This window comes from Dysgonomonas sp. ZJ709, from assembly GCF_011039195.1.
GTDB lineage: Bacteria > Bacteroidota > Bacteroidia > Bacteroidales > Dysgonomonadaceae > Dysgonomonas.
In genome coordinates this window covers 36,068-53,944 of the sequence record NZ_JAAKEM010000020.1, presented here as the reverse complement: position 1 = coordinate 53,944, position 17,877 = coordinate 36,068, and the positions used below count along the sequence as shown (strand labels likewise).

Here is a 17,877-nt window from a genome sequence, read left to right as displayed (position 1 = left end):
CACAATTACGGGGCTTCTTCATAGTAGTGTTTATATCTAATTGTTGTTAGATTCCTTATTTTACAGCTTCCACTGTATATCCCAATTTCGATAATTGATAAAGAAGTCCTTCTTCACCTGCCAGATGCAATGCACCTACGGCTATCATACTGGGTTTATCTTTCATTATGGCAGGTAGTTCACCTATCCATTTGTTGTTTCTGTTTCTCAATAAAGCATCTTTATGAGATTTCGATGTCGGGCAGGGATCATTCGGATCATTTAATGCTAGATTGTACATCCCGGTCAGGTTTCCTGCATAATAGTAATCGTTTAGCAGGTCTGCCGTTTCTTTTTCGAAGCTGTTATTACTTACCGTACATATCAATACTTCTATCTGTGCCTCCATTGGTTCGGAGTCTAATAGTGCATGAACCTGATCTTCGATGCTCTCCAGTCCGAGTATTGTTTTACCATTATCATTTGCAGTACGTTGTAGATATTCGTCGATAGACTCTTGTCCCATTTTATATTCAGGATATAGCTTTGTGTATAAAGCCAGGCTGTAGAGTGTCGATAAAATGCCCGGTCTCATTCTGCCTACCTTGTCGAGACCTACGCCTAATACCTCATTCAAGCCTTTGTCGAGTATTTCATAATCTTCTTTCGATAAGAGTGTATGATAAGTTTCGCCGTCAGGCATCATTGCTACTTTTAGCAGTTTGGCTTGCATTTCTGCCTCATTACCCATAAGTATTTCTCCTACTACCTGATTGGTTGCGTTTAAGGCTTCTTTCAAGCCCGATATGCTGTCTGTAAAGCTTACAGGAGCCAGATGGTGAGTACCTACTATATACGAAGGCCGTGTAATGCCGTTACCCGATATTTTCCATAATAGCGAGCCGGAAAGCTTATTTATATCCTGAGCCGAAGCTATTGTTGCTGTAAATATCAGTAAGACTAAAGTGATAAATGTTTTTTTCATTATAACTTTTGATGTTAGATGATTAATATTACCCGTTGTCCTGCTCGAAGTCTTTAATTTCGGCTATTGATTTCTCTATCTGTTTTATGTTTTGCATATAGATATAGCGGTATAAAACGTATGCGGTTAGAGCTAATGTAAATATAGTACCAATAGCAATAGAAAGCGTAATGGAAAGGTTGAAGGTACTTGTTTCTTCTAAATGGGCAAATATTCGCTTAAATATTTTCAAGTATAGAAAACTTCCCATAAAAATAAATATCCAGAGAATGGCAAGAATAAGTTCGGCGAATATATACTTTCTATATTTTGTAATTGCAATTGAGATGTCTAATATTCCTATTTTTGAAAGATTGATTTTTTTCAGAAACTTATATTTATATGTTTGCCATATTAGCATGCAAATAACACTGGCTAAATAGAAAAAAAATAAGAAATCTTCGTCGAAAATAAAGGAACAAGGTAGGCATAGAAGACCGACAAGTAATCCCCATTTTTCGAATGTCATTAAATTCTCTAATGCATTTTTGCCTCTGTTATCGAGCATTCGTTGAATTTTCTCTTCGCTTATTGTTGGCTTTATTTCTCTTTCTTGCCAACTCTTTTTTATATTGTCTAAATCCATAATAGATAGTGTTACTTGTTCGACATCTGTTTCATCTTCTCTTTAGTCCTATTTAGCTTTGTGGCTACGTTGGTTACGCTTAACCCTGTAATCTCTGCTATTTCTTTATAAGACTTATCGTCAAGATAGAGTAGAACCAATGCCCGTTCTATTTTTCCCAGTCTGTTTATGAGACTATACAATTCTTTTATCTGGTCGTTGTTGTCAGTTATATCGGGTATGTCGATCGCAATATCAACTATGTTGATATTTCTCGTGCTACGCCGATAGAACGATACGCATGTGTTCAAAGCGATGCGGTATATCCATGTCGAATATTTGCTCTCGCCCCTGAATGAAGGATATGATTTCCAAAGGTTGAGTACAATTTCCTGATAAAGGTCTCCTATGGGATATTCTTTATCGGTGTAAAAAGAGGCAACCTTGTAAATGATACCTTCGTTCTGCTGTATCATCGTCATAAACTGCTTATCCAACTTTTACCGTTTTTTTTGATTTACAATTGTTGTTTTCTTATCAGTCGCATATCTGTTTATATAATCACAAATTTAACGAGAAAAATGAATTTACACTATTAATCTATTGTTTGCATAAGATAAGAAAAGCCGCCCACAAAGGAGCAGCTTTTTCTTTAATTTTCTGTTATAGTGATTTTACTTAGACTTCACTGTTGAATTTACGATTGTTGCAGGAGGGAAGCTTGCAAGCATTTGAGTAACATATTTCATAATTCTTGCATCTGCATCGCGTCCGAAGTTCTTATCGATGTCGCGGTTACCTGCTGCATGCCAAACAAGTGTGTTTTGTTTAGCATCTATCAAGTCTATCAATAACGATCCTTTGTGATAAATATCTACATTGTGTTGAGTACGAGATACGCTAGATCCACCCATCATCATAGGGCCACCCCACATGTAAGGTCGGTGAAATCCACCCATCATCATACCACCCATACCCATGCCGCCCATGCCCATACCCATACCGGTAGTCATAGTGGAACTGGAATGAGATTCTCTCGATTCAACAAAAGCTAAGGCATTTACCAATAAATCAGGATTTTCCGATTCGGTAAGTCCTCTTTCTATCAAAGCTGCTTTTATTGATGAGTATATGCGTGCTCTGTTCAATTCGGTGATAGTTTGCGCTTCAGTGTCTAGCTTATAGATACCGAATGTTTTATATTTCGAGAAGTCTACACTACGATCATAGTCGGTAGATACGGTCAGTGACGATTTACATGAGGTAAATATCAGTACGCTAAATAGTACTAGCGAAAAAAACTTAAATGCTCTCATAATTTTATAATTTTCTTTTTTATAAATCCTAATATTAATTCTATTTGCTTCTATATTAATTAACAAAAAAAGGCGTTTATTGTTTCGCAATATTTACGAATTCATGTAAATCTTTTAACTTTTACTTTCTATAACATAACTTTAATGTATAATGTTCATCGATTGTTGGGTAATTATCTAATTTATAATAGGTAGTGTGCGTTAGAAATAATATGTGGCGAAGCTCATATATTATTTGGACTATAGATCTTTAAAGGTTAACATTACTGATAAGGCAAAAAAAGAGGCTGAACTCTTATTGAGCCAGCCTCTTTATATGTGAATAGAATTAACTATTTAAGCTTCGGGGTTGTTACCGTTATCTTGTTTGATAATTGGTCTTTCAGGTCTTGGAGGACGAGGAAGGAGAACTTTGCGAGAGAGTTTGATTTTACCCGATTTCGCATCGATATCTACAAGTTTCACCTCGATGATATCACCTTCTTTTAGTCCTGCATTTTCCATATCTTCGATACGATCCCAAGAGATCTCAGAGATATGAAGCAAGCCATCTTTGCCCGGTAAGAATTCGCAGAATGCACCGTAAGGCATTATAGAGCGAACTTTAGCCTCGTACACTTCACCTATTTCAGGGACAGTAACGATGCCTTTTATCTTAGCCATAGCAGCGTCGATAGCTACCTTGTTGTTAGCTGATATTTCAACACGTCCGTATCCGTCAATTTCTTCGATAGTAACTACAGCACCGGTTTCTTCTTGGATACCTTGAATAATCTTTCCACCAGGTCCGATTACAGCACCAATAAATTCTTTACCGATAATTACAACTTCGATACGCGGAGCATTTGGTTTGAAGTCGTCTCTTGGTTCAGCGATTGTTTCAAGTACTTTACCTAAGATGTGAAGGCGACCTTCACGAGCTTGGTTCAATGCTTTCTCAAGAATTTCGTACGATAGACCATCTACTTTTATATCCATTTGAGTAGCAGTGATACCGTCTCTTGTTCCACATACCTTGAAGTCCATATCACCTAAATGATCCTCGTCTCCCAAGATGTCAGATAGTACAGCAAAGTTTGTACCTTTCTTCTCAGAGATAAGTCCCATTGCAATACCTGTTACCGGTTTTTTGATTTTAACACCTGCATCCATTAGGGCAAGAGTTCCGGCACATACAGTAGCCATAGACGATGATCCGTTCGATTCAAGAATCTCAGATACAATACGTATTACGTATGCATAGTCTGTAGGGATCATTGGTTTAAGTGCTCTGTGAGCAAGATTTCCGTGTCCTACTTCGCGACGACCAACACCACGTTGTGGTCTAGCGTCACCTGTCGAGAATGGAGGAAAGTTGTAATGTAAAAGGAATCTCTCTCTGCCGTTGTTAAGAACATCATCGATGATTTTCTCATCCATTTTTGTTCCTAAAGTAACAGTTGTAAGCGATTGAGTCTCTCCACGAGTGAAGATGGCCGATCCGTGAGCTCCCGGTAGATAATCTACTTCGCTCCAGATAGGACGGATTTCGGTAGTAGAACGTCCATCAAGACGTTTACCTTCGTCAAGGATAGAACGGCGCATAGCTTCTTTCTCTACATCATGGTAATAACGTGAGATAAGAGAACCTTTTTCTTTTAGTTCTTCCTCTGTAAGAGTTGCTTTATATTCGTCAACGATTGCAGCAAAGTTATCACCACGTTCGTGTTTATTCGTGTTGCAAGATGTTGCTACAGCATATGCTTTGTCGTAACATTTAGCCCATACGTCTTTGCGTAGGTCTTCATCATTTGTTTCGTGGCAGTATTCACGTTTTTTAGTCGTACCGCAAGCTTCCATTAGTTCTAATTGAACTTGGCATTGTACTTTAATGGCTTCGTGCGCAACTTTGATAGCCTCAAGCATTTCTGCTTCTGACACTTCTTTAAATTCGCCTTCTACCATCATGATATTGTCCATAGTAGCACCTACCATGATATCCATATCCGCTTTTTCAAGTTGTTCGAATGTCGGATTAACCACAAATTTGCCATCTATACGAGCCACTCTCACTTCCGAGATAGGTCCGTTGAAAGGAATATCAGATACAGCAAGAGCTGCTGAAGCAGCAAGACCTGCAAGTGCATCAGGGATATCTATTCCGTCTGAAGAAAACAATATAATATTAACAAATACTTCAGCGTGATAGTCATCTGGGAACAATGGGCGAAGCACACGGTCAACCAAACGACATGTCAGAATTTCGTAATCTGAAGCACGTCCTTCTCTCTTTTGAAAGCCACCGGGAAAACGGCCGAATGCCGCAAATTTTTCCTTGTATTCTACTTGTAGTGGCATAAAATCTACATCCGGTTTAGCATCTTTTGCTGCACACACTGTTGCTAGCATCATGGTGTTACCCATGCGTACCATAACAGAGCCGTCGGCTTGTTTTGCTAATTTTCCGGTTTCAATGGTGATAGACCTTCCATCACCTAAATCGATACTTTTTGTAATCGGATTCATCATAATTTCTTTTTTTCTAAACTTCTTAAAATCGCACAAATGTACACAAAGTTTTTCATATATAGAGGGCTGATGCTGTAAAAGATAGCTGTGTAAAAGAAAGTAATAAGTATTTCTGAGGGTCGTTGGTGATTTTTATTTCAGAAGTCAAATATTAAGTAAAATTATTTTATCTTTGAGATATAACCTGATACGTAACTGGTTATATCCGGTGTTTTTTAACCTATTCTCCATTTAACCTAATCTGACTATGAAAAAGCTACTATTAATCTGTTTTTACATTCTCTCGGTGTTAGTAATGAAAGGCAAGGATATTTCAGGTGCAATTTTCGACAGTAAAGGGAAGCCGAAGAAGAATTTAGTCGTCAAGATTAAAGGACAGTTCAATCAAGTAGAAACACTCAAAGACGGTGCATTCTCTTTAAGTGATGTTAACGAAAGTGATACTTTGGTTATTAAAATATCGACTTATACGGAGGCCTTAATTGCTGTAAAAGATAAAAATGTATTTAATATTGTTCTTGATAAGAAAACATTCGATGTCGATAATGGTACTGAAAAAACAACTCATGAATATTCCTATAAGAAGCGCGCTCCCAGAGGAGATAAAATGACTCGGGAAGAAATCGTAGACTCGGGACTTAATCAGGTATCAGAACTTATAAAGAGGAGATTTGCCGGGGCAAACGTTTATACAGGGGTAGATGGCGCTATTGGAATCCGTTTTAGAGGAGATAACTCTATAAATTTGAAAAGTGCGGCGCTTATTATAGTAGATAATACGGAATATTCAAGTCTCGCTGATGTCGATTCGTCATTAGATATTCAAACTATAGAAAGTATAGAGGTAATAAGAGATGGTGCCGGCTATGGCACACGGGGAGCAAGTGGGGTTATTATAATTAAAACGAAGAAATAGTTACCTATATGTTAATCTTTCGCCTCCAATGTGTTGACTATTAGTGATGTACTGGAGGTTATTAATTGTTCTTTCTGAAATCCCAAGGTGCTACCGGATTTTTCATGCTCCAAATATTTATTTTACGGAGGCGTGCATCCTCTTCCAGTTCAAGATAGCGTGGCGATTTATTATACTTATATCGCCATGCCAATCCGTTTTTAAGCAGTTCTTCATTTATATTTATATCATCAACATATACTACCCCCAATATGCGTTGATATTGGTCTGTGCCAACTACATCTACAGTGATGTGTTTATCTATACACAGGTCTTTTGTGAAGTTGGTCGCTTTAGTTCCGAAGTCTTGCCCTGTCTCTGGGCAGTCGACCCCATCAAGTCTTATTTTATGATGCGTACCTAGGCTATCTAATAAGACTACTGTGTCTCCGTCCGATATACGGATAATTTTACCGTTAAGCTTATCGTTGGGTTTTACAATTATTGCTTCTGTCTGCTTATTGTCAGGTGTCTCGGTCGGGAAAAGATCTAAGTCATATATTTTCGATCCACCGAAGACAGTAACTAATGCTATGATAATTGCAAGTATGGTGCGAATATTCTTCTCTACACCCGACTGCTTTTTTCTCTTCCTTTTTGCCATTTATATTTATTGGTTGACGCGATATCTGGTTGGATAGTTTGTGTATCTACGTTTGCTTTTTATTTAAAATCCACGCTGTCTCATTGCCTCAAAAGTTAGTACAGCAGTAGACACCGATACATTTAGTGAGTCTATTTTTCCCCGCATTGGTATTTTAATTCTAGCATCAGCATTATTAAGCCATGTAGCTGTCAACCCATCCGCTTCTGTTCCCATAACAATAGCTGATGGTTGGGTGAAGTCTGTATCCTGATACCATTGCGATGCTTGCAGTTCGGCTGCATACGATTTTATGTTCTTTTCTTTAAGGAAACCAAGTGCTTCATGTGAGGTGCAAATGGCAGTTTGTACAGTGAAAGAACAGCCTACACTAGAGCGTATAGCATTCGGATTGTACAGATCTGTAGTAGGATCGCAAATGATAACGGCATCTATTTGCGCGGCATCTGCTGTGCGAAGAATAGCACCTAAGTTGCCCGGTTTCTCCACAGCTTCGAGTACGATAATGAAAGGGTTGTCCGATAGTTTCAGGTTATTGAGATCGTGCGCTTTTGGTCGTGCTAAGGTTAGAAGTCCATCCGAACCCTCACGATAAGCAACTTTGTCGAAAACGGCTTGAGGCACTTCTATTATTTTGTTTTCATCTATCGAATTAAGTACATCAGGATAGTCGGTTTTTGTAAAAAGTTCGGGGCACACATACGCCGATTCTATAATATAACCTGCTGATAAGGCAAGAGATAATTCGCGTGCTCCTTCGATAATAAAAAGGTTTTGTTCGTGTCGCTCTTTGTTTTTTGCGAGCTTCACTATATTTTTTATTTTCGGATTTTGCAGGCTGGTTATCCTTTCCATATCTATTGATTGTTTAGCTTAATGTAAATCGTTAAAACACTATTGTTTACTTATCACAGACTTTTATGTTGTACATAGATGGTTAATAAAATGGTCTGCGACCTCAAAAATACGGATTAATTACAGACTAAAGTCCAAATTTCTTACCTTTGTGTCCGAAATAAATATGACAAGGTTAAGAATATATATTGTCCTTTTATTTTGCATGACTATTTGCTGTATATCTTCGGTACGATAGTCGTAACAAACTTATAAAAGCAAAAGATAAAATTTATATGAAATACTCCTATATCGCTCTATCTGCCATTCTATTACTTATCAGCTGTGGGTCAGCAGATAGCAAATCGGGAACAGATGAACCTGTTGAAGCTAAAAGATACTCTCGATTCAGTGGTAATTATAATAAGACATTCGGCGATTTGCACGAATTACATATTGCTGCAGCGATAGAGAATGGAGTAGGGCCTTTTGTTTCGAGAAGCGATACAGCTTTGTATATGGATGATTTGGTACGGATTCCTAACGAACTGGAAATATATAAAACCGATAAGTTGAAGCATTCTATGCCTTTTCTTGTGCCTAAAGCAGCAGCGTTATTATCTGATATCGGGCTTAATTTTCGGGATTCTCTTATCAGGAAGGATATGCCGCTTTATAAACTTATTATTACCAGCATTACCCGTACCGACGATGATGTGAAAAGCTTGTCGAGACGTAATGGTAATGCGAGTGACAATTCGGCTCATCGCTATGGCACGACATTTGATATAGCTTGGACGCGATTCGATAAAGTAAATCAGACAGACGAACGTACGTTGGATGACGGTAGGCTTAAAGCCGTGCTTGGACAGGTGCTTAACGATTTACATCAGCGTGACAGATGTTATATTAAACATGAGCGAAAGCAATCGTGTTTTCATATAACAGTACGATGATAATTATATGTGAGGAGTAATCTTTATTAATATTTTCTTTGTCATCCCGAAACGTAGTGAGGGATCTGTCATATGCACTGTATTAAGAGAGTTGTAGTAGATTCCTCCTTTTAGTTCGGAATGACAGTGTTTTCCGGAAACATTAACTAAATGAAATGAAAAGATACTTTCTATATCTATCCTATAATGGTGAAAACTATTGCGGTTGGCAAATCCAACCGAATGGACTTGCTGTGCAGGAAGTGGTAGAGAAGGCCTTGGCTACCCTTTTGCGCGATCCAACGCCCATAGTTGGAGCAGGACGTACCGACGCAGGGGTTCATGCACGAATGATGGCAGCACATTTCGATAGTGACTGCGAGGGTCTGGACTTAAAACGCTTGACGAGTAAACTCAACAGTATTTTACCCAAAGATATTGCAATCTATAAAATAGTAGAGGTAAAAGCTGATGCTCATGCACGATTCGATGCTGTATCACGACTTTATAAGTATTATATAACAACAGCTAAAGATCCTTTTCTGCATAAGCTGAAATACAGAGCGATAGGCGATTTGAATGTAGAGGCAATGAATGCCTGTGCAGATATTTTATTCGAATATATAGATTTCACCAGTTTCAGTAAACTGCATACCGATGTAAAAACAAACGATTGTCAGATAATGTATGCCCGCTGGGAGCAGGATGGCGATGATTATGTATTTACAATCAAGGCTAATCGCTTCCTTCGTAACATGGTTCGTTCTATTGTAGGTACTTTGCTCGAAGCGGGTCGTGGTCGGTTAGATACTGACGGTATGCGTCGCATTATTGAGGCAAAGGATAGAGGCGTTGCAGGGACTTCTGTCCCGGGGCATGCCTTGTTTTTAGAAGATGTGGAGTATCCGGATGATATATTTGAAATATAAAAATAATAATAACTATGTATGCTTATTTTCCTGTCTATAACTGCCTGTGAAAATTAAAATAATGATATAACAATGAGAATAAAACATACGTTGACAGATTTTATTGAAAGCGAGAAATCGGGAGGCTTAGTCCTGATTGTTTGTACGCTTATTTCAATCCTTTTGGCCAATTCGAGCATAGGTCAAAGTTATCTTGCTGCCTGGCATTTCGATTTGGGAGGACATAGTATTGAGCATTGGATAAACGATGGGCTAATGGCTATTTTCTTTCTCTTGGTCGGACTCGAGCTGGTTGAGGAGATTTACGAAGGTCAGTTGGCGAGTCTGAGGTCTGCACTTTTGCCTATCTCGGGAGCATTGGGTGGTATGCTTATTCCCGCAGGTATTTACATTGCATTGAATGTGGGTACGGCTACAACTTCGGGTTTTGGTATTCCTATGGCTACCGATATAGCATTTGCGCTGGGGATACTCTCACTGCTTGGCAGTCGGGTACCTGTTTCGTTGAAGATATTCTTAACAGCATTGGCTGTGATAGACGATTTAGGAGCGATTATTGTGATTGCTATATTTTATACCTCTTCTTTGGCGTGGACAAACCTATTTCTGGCATTAGGAATATTTGCGGCATTGATGATTCTCAATAAAATATTTAAGGTTAAAAACCTTATACTATATATTCTCGGTGGTATCGTGATGTGGTATTTTATGCTGCATTCGGGCATACATGCTACCATAGCTGGAGTGTTACTTGCCATTGCTATTCCTTATGAGAAGAAAACAGGAAATTCACCTTGCCATCGTATGCAGCGTTGGCTGCACTATCCTGTCGCCTTCATCATACTTCCTCTATTTGCTTTGGCTAATACTGCCATTGTATTAGAAGGCAATTGGGACAAAGCGTTGGGCGAACCGTTTGCACTTGGTATTATACTCGGTTTAGTAATAGGTAAGCCACTAGGTATAACGCTCTTTGCATTCCTTTCGATAAAGTTGAAGCTATGTAAATTACCAAAGGGTTTGAGATGGAGAGATATGATAGGCGTAGGTATGTTGGGTGGTATCGGTTTCACAATGTCGATATTTGTAACCTTGCTTGCCTTCGACGACATACATATTATAAACGAAGCAAAGCTGATGATTCTTTTAGCCTCACTCGCTGCCGGTATATTAGGATATACATGGCTAAATCGTGTGCTTAAAGAGAAAAAGGACTAAGAAAATATGTGGTTAGCATTAGCATTTGGTTCGGCATTCTTTTTGGGATGCTACGATATTAGTAAGAAGAAATCGTTGACAGGCAATGCCGTAATTCCGGTATTGTTTTTCAATACACTTTTCTGTACGCTCTTACTGTCTCCGCTTTTTATTATATCGCAATTATCGCCCGATACGTTGCAGGGTACAATATTCTATATTCCTCCTATTGCATTAGAGACACATGGTTATATAGTTCTCAAATCGATATTGGTACTGTCATCATGGATATTGAGCTATTTTGCGATAAAGCATTTACCATTGACAATTGTAGGGCCTATCAATGCTACCCGCCCTGTAATGACACTTGTCGGCGCATTGCTTATATTTGGCGAACGGCTCAACTTTTATCAGTGGATAGGGGTAATTATAACGATTGTTTCATTTTTCCTGCTATCTCTTTCGGGTCGGAAAGAAGGTATTAAGTTTCACCGCAACAAGTGGGTGTTTTTTATTCTTTTTGCAGCTATGCTAGCCGCAGCCAGTGGGTTGTACGATAAATTCCTTATGCAGCGATTCAGTTCTACGGCTGTGCAATTTTGGTACAATTTATATCAGTGGCTTCTGATGGTTGTTATATTGCTTGTCTTGTGGTATCCCAAACGGAAAATATCCTCGCCGTTCGAGTGGCGGTGGAGTATTATCCTTATATCGGTATTTCTCACCATTGCCGACTTCCTTTATTTCTATGCTTTGACCGACAGTGAAGCTATGATTTCCATTGCATCAATGGTAAGGAGAAGCAGTGTGTTGATTTCTTTTGCAGGAGGTGCACTTCTCTTCAATGAAAAAAACTTAAAAGGCAAGGCAATAGATCTTGTTTTAATAATTATAGCAATGTTTTTCCTATATTTGGGGACTAAATAAGGTCTTTGGGTTAAACATATATAAACGGTTACAATTAACAATAGGATGAAGAAAATAATAATAGTTCTGGCATTTCTTTTTACAGGCATTTCTGCTATGGTGGCACAAGATATGACAACAGTTTTTTTGTCGGTTCCCGATGAAGTGCTTTTTGGCTTGGAGCCCGAACAAAAGGACAGATTGCTCTCTAATCCGGAGGATACTGCAACTGTGTCAGTAGAAAGCGCACTCTATGCCAAGATCAAAAGAAAAGCGATATCGCCTAACTACATCTGGCTACAGACATCGGAAAAAGCAACTACCCAGATTAAGCTATTGCCGCTTATTAACGACTCTAAGATTATATGTGTAGTAAAAACTGTTTGTGGAAATATCTGTGATAGTCAAGTGAAATTTTATACATCTAAGTGGGTCGAAATAGATCAGACAGGTTTTATGCCAAAGCCAAATGTCGATTGGTTTATAAAAGCTGATGCAGATCGTAATAGCCAAGAGTTTAAAAATGCTTATGCTGCTTTAACTATGAATCCGATGAAGATAAAACTATTTGCGGACAATGATAGTTTATCAGTTAAATACGAGATCAAGAATTATTTATCAGAAGACGACTATAATAAGATACAGCCATTCCTGATAGAAGAACCTAAAGTTCTGGTCTGGGATAAAACTTCGTATAAATAAATGAAAAATAGCCTTACACTATTTACTTTACTTCTGTTCTTTACTATTACCTCGTTTGCAAATGACGGAGCCTATTATATCAGTGGAAACCATTTGATTCCGATGATAGAGACTGATATTTCTGTCAAAAAAGAAATACTGACTATCAAACGGAGGAATGAAAAACAGGTTGATGTCACAGTTTATTATGAATTTTACAATCCAAAAGATGCTAAAAGTCTGACTGTCGGATTCGAGGCATTCTCTCCGTCAGGTGATGTTGATCCTACTCCCAAGAATGGCCGGCATCCTTATATGAATAACTTTACGGTAGAGATGAACGATGTAATTTTTCCTTATAATGTTTCTATTGTAAGCGATAGTCTATATAATAAGAATGGAACAATAAAAGAGCTGACGAAATCGGAGATTGAGGAGCATTGTTATGAAGGGTATTCAGATTTCTACTATGTTTATCATTTTACGGCAAATTTCAAACCGGGATTAAATAGTGTAAAGCATACTTATACTTGCGACCTTTCTGGAGGAGTCGATTACAAATATAGTTTCGATTATATTCTATCTGCTGCTATGAGATGGGGCAATCACCAGATAGACGATTTTACACTTATTATTGATATGGGTGAGTTTCAGGATTTTTATATTAATAATGCTCCTTTTGGCAAATCCTCTAAATGGACTCTTGCCGGTACTGGTAATATGCAGAAAGATGTTCCGAACCCATTTGGGTATGAGGAATCAGAAGGAATTTCACTTCTGTATACTCGCTTCTTTGTTTCAAAAGGGCAAGCTATATATCAGAAGATGAATTATAAAACGAAAGATGAATTAACTATATTTTCTCGTCGTGTTAATGGTTTATTGGTATTCGATTATAGAGAAGCTCAACTTCCCTTTTATATAGATGATAACGAATCGATGGAGTATATAGAGCCGGCCGATGAAATATCGAAAAAGATATTACGTAATCTGCCTTTTGCCCGTCGTGGATATATTTTCACTACACCACAAATACAAGCCTACTATCTGACGCAGGCGTGGTACACTCCCGATCCGAACTATAAAAGCACATTCGACAGCCTTACGAATGAGGAGCAAAAGTGGGTGAATTATTGGTCTAAATAAATTATCTGCCAGCTACGATATCTGCGTATTCCGGATGCCGTTGTATATAGATTGCAGTGTAGGGGCATATTGGTCTTACCTTGTAATTGTTTTCACGGGCATAATCGAGAATAGTCTTTGTCAGAACGGCGGCGATGCCATTTCCTTCCAGATTTTTCGGCACTTCGGTATGTGTAATACTTAGGCAATTACTCCCGTTGTCAATATAATCTACGAGTGCTATTTGATCGCCAATGTGCGTTTCAAATCGGCTTTCTTTTTGATTGTGTATGACTTTTATATCCATAATAATCGTTATTTACCTCCACCAAAACTGAAATTGACAGGAAAATAGGTTGGAGAAGTTATGGGTGTATTACCAATCATAAATGTTGGTTTTAATTTCACTGAAACATTCGATTTTTGAGAGCCTATACCTACGAAGTTCTTAGCAATTTCAACGATTGTTTCTTGCGAATTGGTTCGGGCTAAAGTAGCCAGATCGACACCAATATTAAGAGGCAAAGATTGAGATTCGCCGGCAGCTATATTTAATGTTTCGTTGACAGCTCCTTTGGTAAATTCTATATCATCGATGCTGATAACATATTGTAGACCATGAAGTATGGCTGCCGATTCGTTAGGATTTTTTATATTCAGATTGAGTGTAAAATCGAGTGGGATAGAGGATGCATTGCCCGATAGTATCGATGTTATTTTCGGTATTTGGGTGATAGATACACCATTCGATAGATTCATACCGGAAACTTTTATTCCTGAAATGGATTTATAGCTATATTCACATTTAGTGATATTGTATGCGCTTGTTAATTCTTTTTGCACACTATTACAACCGATTAATACGGTGGCGATCATTAGGAAACCTAAGATTCTTTTCTTCATTATTCTGTTTTATTTTATTGTAACCATTGTTGCTCCGTACCCGTATTCGCGGAATGAAGCATCTTGTGTATAGGCGGTTTTGTATTTGTTCTTTAACTCTTTTAGAACAGCGTTCTTCAAAATACCGTCGCCTTTACCATGAATAAACACTATCTTTTGTCCTTTATTGTGCTTATTCTCGTTCATTACTTCGTTGAATTTCTTCAACTGATATTCGAGTATGTCTCCAGAAGATAAACCATTGGTGTTGTCTAAAAGTTCATCGATATGTAGATCGATTTCGATAATTGTATTCTTCTCATTCTTCACTATTGGCTGTACACGCGGGCGGGGAGTCTCTTTTTCGAGCATTGCCCTTTCTAAATCTTCGGTCGAAATAATCAGCTCCTTTTCGGGTAAGTCGCGTTTTACAATAGGATATATTAGCGCATTTTCGTCGAAATAATCATTGTCTTTAAAGCTGTGCAGCTTGTAGAACTTAACGGTATCTATACGTAATTCGATAGACCCCGGATTCTTCAATGCGAAAGGCTTATCTTCCTTATAAGCGAAGAACTGGAAGCAGATATGTTCCATGTCGTTTAGCTCGGCTTTGTCGAATGCTTCAAGAAACAGCTTTGTGTTAGGTTCTATTACAGCTGCTTTACGGCTTGTCCATCCTGCATCCGATCGGCTCATGTAGTTGAACGACAGGTAATAATTGCTGTCATTCACCAAGTAGCATTCGTAATCGGTTGTGCTTAGATTCTTTATATCGTTGGGCAGATAAGCAAGGCAGATGGTTATCTGTTCTCCTTCCTTCGTTTCCTCTATTTTATATTCTTCTTTGGGCTGAGTGGTTGCAGTTCTGGTAACTTCGGCATTTGGTTTTGTCGATTGTCTTACCTGTGCGTCGTTCGCCGGCTCGATAACGATGCATTCCCGCATTAATATTGGAATCTCGAAACCATCTTCATCTTCTACCAAAACTATGTCTTTACCTCTGAAGCCACTAACAACGCCGCCTCCTGTAGTATTTAGAAAGCGAACTTTATCTCCTGTTTTCATAAATCTTAATTTATCTTGTTAAGCCTCGTCTAGACTTTTTTATTCACACAAAGTTGACTATTTTTGTCGGATAAAAAAAGTAAAAAGTGGAAATATCAAACCCTCGGGAAATACGCATTGATGATTACAATTACAATCTGCCCGACGATCGTATTGCGAAATACCCTCTGGCTGAACGAGACAGTTCGAAGCTGCTGATTTATAAACAAGGTGCGATAACTGATACTTGTTTCAAAACATTGCCCGATCATCTTCCAGCCGATAGCCTGATGATATTTAATAATACAAAGGTTATTCAGGCACGTATGCATTTTAGAAAGCAGACAGGGGCACTGATCGAGATATTCTGCTTAGAGCCTTATCAACCGAACGATTACTTATTGAATTTTCAACAAACTGAACGATGCTCGTGGATATGTCTTGTAGGCAATCTCAAGAAATGGAAAGAGGGCGAATTGATAAAAGCACTCACTGTACACGATTGTGAGATTCTGATAAGGGCACGCAAACTACAATCGCATGGTGATTCTCACATTATAGAGTTTGAATGGGATAACATAAATATCTCATTCTCCGATATTCTGGAATGTGGTGGCGAACTGCCTATACCTCCCTACTTGAACAGGGATACAGAGGAAAAAGACAAGGAGACTTATCAGACCGTTTACTCAAAGATAAAAGGTTCGGTAGCGGCACCTACGGCAGGTCTGCATTTTACCGATACTGTTTTTTCAGCATTAAAGGAAAAAGGGATAGTAACCGACGAGGTGACACTGCATGTAGGGGCAGGTACTTTCAAACCTGTTAAATCGGAACAGATAAAAGATCATGAGATGCATTCTGAGTTCATTTCGGTTCGTAAAGATTTAATAGAGCGTCTGCTTAATCATAAAGGTAAGGTTATTGCCGTGGGAACGACATCTGTGCGTACACTCGAAAGCCTTTATTACTTAGGTGAGTTGCTAGAGAATGATCAGCCTGAAGAATTGACTGTCTCACAATGGCAACCATACTTCCACACTAGCAATAGATTATCTAAAGAAAAAGCGTTAAAAAATATACTAGCCTACCTAGATAGCAATAAATTAAATACCTTGATTGCAAATACACAGATTATAATAGCACCGGGATATGAGTTTAAGATAGTGAACGGTGTAGTGACAAACTTTCATCAGCCTAAAAGTACATTGTTGCTATTGGTATCGGCGTTTGTCTCGGGTAATGATTGGAAGAAAATATATGAACATGCACTTAACAACGACTATCGCTTCCTTAGTTATGGTGACAGTTCGTTATTATTGAAAGACTAAATTTATTTATGAAGAAGAAAATAGGAATTGTTATCGGCGTTCTGTTACTGATTGGTATCGCTGTCGCAGGATATGTTTATAGTATTATTTCCACGGGATTCAATATTAAGGAAACGGTGTATGTTTATGTCGATTCTCGCAAAGATTACAATGCTTTGTTGGAAGAGCTGGAATCAACAGCAAAGGTTCAGAGTATAGGCAGCTTTGAGAAAGTCGCTTCTTTTTTGGATTATAGAACAGCGATGAGAACAGGTAAGTATGCCGTTACACCGGATATGACTGTTTTAGATTTAGTGAGAAATCTCCGCAATGGCCATCAAGTACCTGTTAAAATTAAGTTTAATAATATACGAACAAAGGAAGATTTAACGGAACGTATTTCAGAGCAACTCATGTTTACGAATGATGAGCTGTTATTGATTCTCAATGACGAGAAAATTTGTGCCGACCTCGGCTTCAATCCTCAGACTATCATTGCTATGTTTATACCTAATACTTATGAATTTTATTGGGATGTAAAGGTTGATGCTTTTCTGGCGAAGATGAATAAAGAATATCAAAAATTTTGGACACAGGAGCGGCTTAATAAGGCTAAAGGAATTGGATTATCGCCAATTGAAGTTTCGACTTTGGCATCTATCGTAGAGGAGGAATGTACCTATTCAGACGAATATCCTATGGTCGCAGGTTTGTATTTGAACCGCTTGCATAGGGGGCAAGCATTGCAGGCTGATCCTACGGTGAAATTTGCAGTGGGAGACTTTAGTTTGCGCCGCATATTGAACAAGCATCTCGAGGTAGATTCACCTTACAATACATACTTGAATACAGGGTTACCTCCGGGACCAATCCGTGTGCCGTCTATTAAGGGTATAGATGGTGTCTTAAACTACAGCAAACACAATTATCTATACATGTGTGCTAAAGATGATTTTTCGGGAAGGCATAACTTTGCAGTGACCTTTGGTGAACATCAGCAGAATGCAAATAAGTATAGGCAAGCACTTAATGCGCGTAGTATTTATTAAGTTTCGAGATTTACTTATTATCAGTAGATTG

19 protein-coding genes are annotated in these 17,877 nt (G+C 38.4%); 9 read left to right on the top strand and 10 right to left on the bottom strand.

What is annotated here, in order from left to right:
* Positions 1-55 precede the first annotated feature (55 nt).
* The 5 genes from G7Y56_RS13295 to pnp form a co-directional block, all read right to left on the bottom strand.
* Positions 56-964 carry a TraB/GumN family protein gene (locus tag G7Y56_RS13295; protein WP_165044172.1) on the bottom strand — a complete coding sequence of 303 codons (909 nt, stop codon included), beginning with the start codon at positions 962-964 and terminating at the stop codon, positions 56-58.
* Positions 965-992: 28 nt separating this feature from the next.
* A complete protein-coding gene (locus G7Y56_RS13290) occupies positions 993-1,589 on the bottom strand; it encodes a hypothetical protein (protein ID WP_165044170.1) in 597 nt (198 codons plus the stop codon).
* 11 nt (positions 1,590-1,600) lie between these two features.
* The gene (locus tag G7Y56_RS13285) at positions 1,601-2,050 is read right to left on the bottom strand and encodes a sigma-70 family RNA polymerase sigma factor (protein WP_165020852.1); all 450 of its coding nucleotides are present in this window, start codon (positions 2,048-2,050) and stop codon (positions 1,601-1,603) included.
* 192 nt (positions 2,051-2,242) lie between these two features.
* Positions 2,243-2,884 carry a DUF4136 domain-containing protein gene (locus G7Y56_RS13280; RefSeq protein WP_165044168.1) on the bottom strand — a complete coding sequence of 214 codons (642 nt, stop codon included), beginning with the start codon at positions 2,882-2,884 and terminating at the stop codon, positions 2,243-2,245.
* Between the two features lie 336 nt (positions 2,885-3,220).
* Positions 3,221-5,392 (bottom strand): polyribonucleotide nucleotidyltransferase, encoded by a 2,172-nt coding sequence (gene pnp, locus G7Y56_RS13275; RefSeq protein WP_165044166.1) that lies wholly within the window; start codon positions 5,390-5,392, stop codon positions 3,221-3,223.
* Positions 5,393-5,639: 247 nt separating this feature from the next.
* Here pnp and G7Y56_RS13270 point away from each other — a divergent pair, with 247 nt between their 5' ends.
* Positions 5,640-6,308 carry a TonB-dependent receptor plug domain-containing protein gene (locus G7Y56_RS13270; RefSeq protein WP_165044164.1) on the top strand — a complete coding sequence of 223 codons (669 nt, stop codon included), beginning with the start codon at positions 5,640-5,642 and terminating at the stop codon, positions 6,306-6,308.
* 61 nt (positions 6,309-6,369) lie between these two features.
* Here the strand turns inward: G7Y56_RS13270 and G7Y56_RS13265 are convergent, their stop codons facing one another.
* Positions 6,370-6,951, bottom strand: coding sequence for a thermonuclease family protein (locus G7Y56_RS13265; protein WP_165044162.1), 582 nt, complete (start codon positions 6,949-6,951; stop codon positions 6,370-6,372).
* A gap of 63 nt (positions 6,952-7,014) precedes the next feature.
* Complete coding sequence (locus G7Y56_RS13260) at positions 7,015-7,806, bottom strand: RNA methyltransferase (RefSeq protein ID WP_165044160.1); 792 nt, start codon at positions 7,804-7,806, stop codon at positions 7,015-7,017.
* A 275-nt stretch (positions 7,807-8,081) separates the two neighbouring features.
* On the opposite strand from G7Y56_RS13260, the gene G7Y56_RS13255 reads away from it, so the two are divergent.
* From G7Y56_RS13255 to G7Y56_RS13230, 6 genes are all read left to right on the top strand, one after another.
* Entirely contained in the window at positions 8,082-8,741 is a 660-nt protein-coding gene (locus G7Y56_RS13255; RefSeq protein WP_165044158.1) for a DUF5715 family protein, read from the top strand.
* A gap of 155 nt (positions 8,742-8,896) precedes the next feature.
* Positions 8,897-9,649: a tRNA pseudouridine(38-40) synthase TruA gene (gene truA / locus G7Y56_RS13250; RefSeq protein ID WP_165044156.1), complete on the top strand. Its 753-nt coding sequence runs from the start codon at positions 8,897-8,899 to the stop codon at positions 9,647-9,649.
* A 72-nt stretch (positions 9,650-9,721) separates the two neighbouring features.
* A complete protein-coding gene (gene nhaA, locus G7Y56_RS13245; RefSeq protein WP_165044154.1) occupies positions 9,722-10,867 on the top strand; it encodes a Na+/H+ antiporter NhaA in 1,146 nt (381 codons plus the stop codon).
* A 6-nt stretch (positions 10,868-10,873) separates the two neighbouring features.
* Positions 10,874-11,773, top strand: coding sequence for a DMT family transporter (locus G7Y56_RS13240; RefSeq protein WP_165044152.1), 900 nt, complete (start codon positions 10,874-10,876; stop codon positions 11,771-11,773).
* Positions 11,774-11,818: 45 nt separating this feature from the next.
* Positions 11,819-12,454 carry a DUF3256 family protein gene (locus G7Y56_RS13235; RefSeq protein ID WP_165020175.1) on the top strand — a complete coding sequence of 212 codons (636 nt, stop codon included), beginning with the start codon at positions 11,819-11,821 and terminating at the stop codon, positions 12,452-12,454.
* Entirely contained in the window at positions 12,455-13,579 is a 1,125-nt protein-coding gene (locus G7Y56_RS13230; protein WP_165044149.1) for a YARHG domain-containing protein, read from the top strand.
* Position 13,580: 1 nt separating this feature from the next.
* Here the strand turns inward: G7Y56_RS13230 and G7Y56_RS13225 are convergent, their stop codons facing one another.
* From G7Y56_RS13225 to G7Y56_RS13215, 3 genes are read right to left on the bottom strand one after another with little or no spacing between them, the layout of a single operon-like run.
* Entirely contained in the window at positions 13,581-13,865 is a 285-nt protein-coding gene (locus G7Y56_RS13225) for a GNAT family N-acetyltransferase (protein WP_165020177.1), read from the bottom strand.
* An 8-nt stretch (positions 13,866-13,873) separates the two neighbouring features.
* Positions 13,874-14,461, bottom strand: a complete 588-nt coding sequence (locus tag G7Y56_RS13220; protein ID WP_165020178.1) for a hypothetical protein — start codon at positions 14,459-14,461, stop codon at positions 13,874-13,876.
* 9 nt (positions 14,462-14,470) lie between these two features.
* Positions 14,471-15,508, bottom strand: coding sequence for a DUF2027 domain-containing protein (locus G7Y56_RS13215; RefSeq protein WP_165044147.1), 1,038 nt, complete (start codon positions 15,506-15,508; stop codon positions 14,471-14,473).
* An 86-nt stretch (positions 15,509-15,594) separates the two neighbouring features.
* Here G7Y56_RS13215 and G7Y56_RS13210 point away from each other — a divergent pair, with 86 nt between their 5' ends.
* Together G7Y56_RS13210 and mltG are read left to right on the top strand one after the other, a co-directional pair.
* Positions 15,595-16,818 carry an S-adenosylmethionine:tRNA ribosyltransferase-isomerase gene (locus G7Y56_RS13210; protein ID WP_165044145.1) on the top strand — a complete coding sequence of 408 codons (1,224 nt, stop codon included), beginning with the start codon at positions 15,595-15,597 and terminating at the stop codon, positions 16,816-16,818.
* An 8-nt stretch (positions 16,819-16,826) separates the two neighbouring features.
* Complete coding sequence (gene mltG, locus G7Y56_RS13205) at positions 16,827-17,846, top strand: endolytic transglycosylase MltG (RefSeq protein WP_165044143.1); 1,020 nt, start codon at positions 16,827-16,829, stop codon at positions 17,844-17,846.
* Positions 17,847-17,877 lie beyond the last annotated feature (31 nt).